Origin of the sequence: Paraconexibacter sp. (genome assembly GCF_041602235.1) — a bacterium.
In the GTDB taxonomy this organism is placed as follows: domain Bacteria; phylum Actinomycetota; class Thermoleophilia; order Solirubrobacterales; family Solirubrobacteraceae; genus Paraconexibacter.
This window is the reverse complement of record NZ_JBFIGP010000307.1, coordinates 1-4,322: the sequence shown is the minus strand read 5'-3', so window position 1 is coordinate 4,322 and position 4,322 is coordinate 1. Positions and strand designations below refer to the sequence as shown.

Genomic DNA, 4,322 nt, shown 5'->3' with positions numbered 1-4,322 from the left:
GATCGAGACGTGCTCCAGATCGTCCTCGAGCAACTCGCCCGTCAGCGGGTCGAAGTGCTGCAGACGCTCCACCTCGTCCCCGAACAGCGTCGCGCGATAGGCGGATTCGGCGTACGCGGGGAAGATCTCCAGGGACTCCCCACGGACGCGGAAGTTGCCCCGGCCGAGCGCCACGTCGTTGCGGGTGTACTGGATCGACACCAGCTTGCGCAGCAGCGCATCGCGGTCGATCTCGTCCCCCTTGCGGAGGATCTGGAGGTTCTCGTCGTAGGTCTCGGGCGACCCCATGCCGTAGATCGCCGACACGGAGGCGACGATCAGCACGTCGCGGCGGGCGAAGAGCGCCGCGGTCGCCGCGTGGCGCAGGCGGTCGATCTCCTCGTTGATCGCCGAGTCCTTCTCGATGTAGAGGTCGCGGCTGGGGACGTACGCCTCGGGCTGGTAGTAGTCGTAGTAGCTGACGAAGTACTCGACCGCGTTGTCCGGGAAGAACGTGCGGAACTCGTTGCACAGCTGCGCGGCGAGCGTCTTGTTGTGCGCCATCACGAGCGTGGGCTTCTGCAGGCGCTCGACCGTCGCCGCCATCGTCATGGTCTTGCCGGTGCCGGTCGCCCCGAGCAGCGTGGTGAAGCGGTCCCCGGCCTGCACGGCGTCGACCAGCTCGTCGATCGCCTTGGGCTGATCGGCGGCGGGGCTGAAGGCGGAGTCCAGACGGAACGGCGGCATCGCACGAGGGTAGCGAGCGCTTGGGACCGGTCCCGCTCGTGCGCCGTCGCCGGCCCGCCGTCTACAGCCCGAGCTCGTTCGCGTACGAGGCGCGGTAGTCCAACCGCGCGGCGAGCACCTTCTCGACGTAGTGCCGGGTCTCCGGGAACGGGATGTCCTGCACACGGAGCTCACGGCCGTCGGAGCGGGCCTGCGCCACCCAGCGGTCCACGTTGCCCTCTCCGCCGTTGTAGGCCGCGAGGGCGAGCATCGTGTTGCCGCCGTAGTGGTCCAGCAGGTACCGCAGGTAGAACGACCCGTAGGCGATGTTCACCTGCGGTGTCGCGAGGTCCGCGGTCTCGAACGCGACGCCGCCGGACTTCTGGGCGATGTAGTGCGCCGTGTCCGGGGTGATCTGCATGAGGCCCTTGGCCCCGGCGGGCGACGTCTGGTCGCGGAAGTGCGACTCCGCGAAGATCACCGCGGCCACGAGCGCCGGGTCCAGACGCTTGTCGGAGGCCTGCTGACGGATGATGTCCTCGTGCTTGAGCGGCAGGGTGATCTCCTGCACGGCATCGCTGAACGTCGGTGCGAGCACCGCGGCGCCGGCGCCGCCCGCGGCGAGCGCCACGAGGATGACCGCCGCCCGCCGTCGGCGCAGCTGCCGCCGTCGGGCCGCGCCGAGACGGCGCTGCGCGACCGCGCTCGCCCGCCGCTTCGCCGGCGCAGCCTGGCGCCCCGGGGTCGTCCGGGGCGGGTCGAGGCGGCGGGCGGCGGCGGGGCGGGAGCTCATGGGCCTGCGGACAGTGTGACGAGGACCGCCGACAGCTTCTGCTCGAGCTGCTCGACGTCGCCGTCGTTCACCACGGAGTACGTCGCGCGCGCCGCCTTCTCCTCCTGCGAGAGCTGGCGGGATGCTCGCTCGTCGACGGCCGCGTGACCGCGTGCTGCGGCGCGAGCGGCCCGCACGTCCTCCGGAGCGGTGATGGCGATCGTCGCGTCGTACGCGGCCTCCATCCCGGCCTCGAACAGCAGCGGCGTCTCGACGACGGCCGCCCGCGGCGGCGGGTCGTGCTGTTCGGCCTCCTGCCGGAACGCGACCACGCGCGCACCCACTCTCGGCCACAGCATCTGCTCCAGCCAGGCCCGCTCGTCGGGGTGCGCGAACGCCCGCCGTGCGACGGCCGAGCGGTCGACGACGCCCCCCGGCGCCACCTCGGGACCCCAGCGCTCGACGACCAGGTCACGGACCTCGTCGCTCTCGTACAGCTCATGGACCACCGCGTCGGTGGAGAGGGTCATGGCGCCGAGCCGCTGCAACGCGGCGAGCGCGGTGGACTTCCCCGCACCGAGCCCGCCGGTCAACCCCACGAAGGGCACCGGCGCCTGCTCGGCGCGGGGGTCCGACACTGCGGCTAGGCCTGCTCGTCGGCGTCCGGCGCGGGTGCCTCGTCGGCAGCCGGAGCCTCGTCGGCAGCCGGAGCCTCCTCGGCAGCCGGAGCCTGCGCCTCAGCGGCCGGAGCCTCCTCGGCAGCCGGAGCCTCCTCAGCGGCCGGAGCCTCCTCGGCAGCCGGAGCCTCCTCAGCGGCCGGAGCCTCCTCAGCGGCCGGAGCCTCCTCAGCGGCCGGAGCCTCCTCGGCGGCCGGGGCCTCCTCGACCGGTGCGTCGATGGACGGAGCCTGGCCGGCCTCGCCCACGAAGACGTCCTCGCTGAGGCCCAGGTCCTGGATGTCGTCCAGGTTGCCCGCGCCCTCACCGTCGTCGACCCACTCGCGACGCGGCAGCTCCTGGCCCTCGACGCGCTTGACGCTCAGGGACAGCCGGCGACGCTCGGAGTCGATCTCGAGGATCTTCACGCGCACGTCGTCGCCCGGCTGCACGATCTCGCGCGGGTTCTCGACGTGGTGGCCGGCCAGCTCGGAGATGTGCACGAGGCCCTCGACGCCGTCGAGGATCTCGACGAACGCACCGAAGGTGACGACCTTCGTGACCGTGCCCTCGAGCTCGTCACCCACGTTGTAGGTGTCGACCACGCGCTGCCACGGATCCTCCTGGGTCTGCTTGAGACCGAGGGAGATGCGCTGGCGGTCGCGGTCGATGTCGAGCACCTTCACGGCGACGGTGTCGCCGATGTTGAGGATCTCGCTCGGGTGGTTGACGTGCGACCAGGACAGCTCGGAGATGTGGATCAGGCCGTCGATGCCGTTGAGGTCCACGAACGCGCCGAAGTCGACGATGTTCGAGATCTGACCCTCGACCACCAGACCGGGCTGCAGACGGTCCAGGATCTCCTGACGCTGCTCCTTGCGCTCCTCCTCCAGGACCGCGCGGCGGCTCAGGACGACGTTGTTGCGCGAGCGGTTCAGCTCGATGACCTTGCACTCGATCTGGGTGCTCATGTACTGATCGAGGTCCGGCACGCGGCGGATGTCCACCAGGGATGCGGGAAGGAAGCCACGGACGCCGAGATCGATGATCAGGCCGCCCTTGACGACCTCGATGACGGTGCCCTCGACCGGCTCGCCGGACTCGGCGGCGGCCTCGATGCGGCGCCAGGCCTTCTCGAAGCGCGCACGCTTCTTGGAGACGATCAGGCGACCGTCCTGGTCCTCCTTGGTGAGGACGAGCGCGTCGATCTCCTCACCGAGGGTGACTTCCTCGTTGGGGTCGACGTTCTTGCGGATCGAGAGCTCGTTGTTGGGGATGACCCCCTCGCTCTTGTATCCGATGTCGACGAGGACCTCGTCCTTGTCGATGCGGACGACGATGCCGGAGACGACTTCGCCTTCTTCGAACGGCGAGAAGGTCGCGTCGTAGTTCGGGACGATCTGCCCGTCGATCTCGAGCAGCAGGCCGTCTGAACCTTCGACGACCTTCGCCTCAGTAGTTGGTGTGATGGTCTGGGTCATGGACCGGGAAGCGTATCGCGATGGGGCGCCTGCTGAGCTGCGCGTCCCGACCGGGGTCCGGAGCACGCGCGCGGACCGGGTAAATGCTCGGCGCCGGGCTGCGCCGACGCGTGAGTATGCTCGGACGCTGTGCACATATCACCGAAGCGGCACCGCCCGACCGCGCTCGAGGGACGAGACGGCTGGCTCTTCCTCGACGGAGACTCCAACCGCGTCGTCGAGCAACACACCGGTCGGCGCCGGCTGACCCGACGCGACCTCGATCGCTGGGCCGCCACGCTCGAGCAGCGTGCCGAACGGGCCTCGGCGCGTGACATCCGGTACTTCACGTTCATCGCCCCGGACAAGGAGAGCGTGTATCCGGAGCACCTGCCCTACCGGCCCGTCGCCGACCGGCCGATCCACCAGGTGCAGGCGCACGTCTCCCAGCCCGTCACGCTGCTCGAGCCGGCGCTGGTCGCGGCCAAGCACGAGGGCATCGTCTATCCGAAGACGGACACCCACTGGAGCTCGCGGGGTGCCCACGTGGCGCTCCGCGAGATGGCCCGGCACATCGGGCCCGACCTCGAGCCCGTGACCGGGATCGACTGGTCGGTCGAGGAGCTCGAGGGGGACCTGGGCGAGAAGTGCGACCCGCCACGACGTGGGCTCACCGAGAACGCCGTCATCCGGAGCCCGAACGCGGTCCGCACGTTCGACAACGACGTC

At 70.2% G+C, this 4,322-nt stretch carries 4 protein-coding genes and 1 pseudogene; 1 reads left to right on the top strand and 4 read right to left on the bottom strand.

Annotation, left to right across the window (positions count from 1 at the left end):
- The 4 genes from ABYE80_RS17680 to rpsA form a co-directional block, all read right to left on the bottom strand.
- Positions 1-726: DEAD/DEAH box helicase family protein (locus ABYE80_RS17680; protein ID WP_372791626.1), on the bottom strand; the 726-nt coding region annotated here is incomplete at its 3' end.
- A gap of 61 nt (positions 727-787) precedes the next feature.
- Positions 788-1,498, bottom strand: a complete 711-nt coding sequence (locus ABYE80_RS17675; protein ID WP_372791625.1) for a lytic transglycosylase domain-containing protein — start codon at positions 1,496-1,498, stop codon at positions 788-790.
- On the bottom strand, positions 1,495-2,115 hold the full coding sequence (gene coaE, locus ABYE80_RS17670; protein ID WP_372791624.1) for a dephospho-CoA kinase: 621 nt from the start codon (positions 2,113-2,115) through the stop codon (positions 1,495-1,497). Before coaE ends, ABYE80_RS17675 begins: the two co-directional genes overlap by 4 nt.
- 5 nt (positions 2,116-2,120) lie before the next feature.
- The gene (gene rpsA / locus ABYE80_RS17665) at positions 2,121-3,614 is read right to left on the bottom strand and encodes a 30S ribosomal protein S1 (RefSeq protein WP_372791623.1); all 1,494 of its coding nucleotides are present in this window, start codon (positions 3,612-3,614) and stop codon (positions 2,121-2,123) included.
- A 129-nt stretch (positions 3,615-3,743) separates the two neighbouring features.
- On the opposite strand from rpsA, the pseudogene ABYE80_RS17660 reads away from it, so the two are divergent.
- Positions 3,744-4,322: pseudogene (locus ABYE80_RS17660) on the top strand (hypothetical protein); the annotation flags it as partial.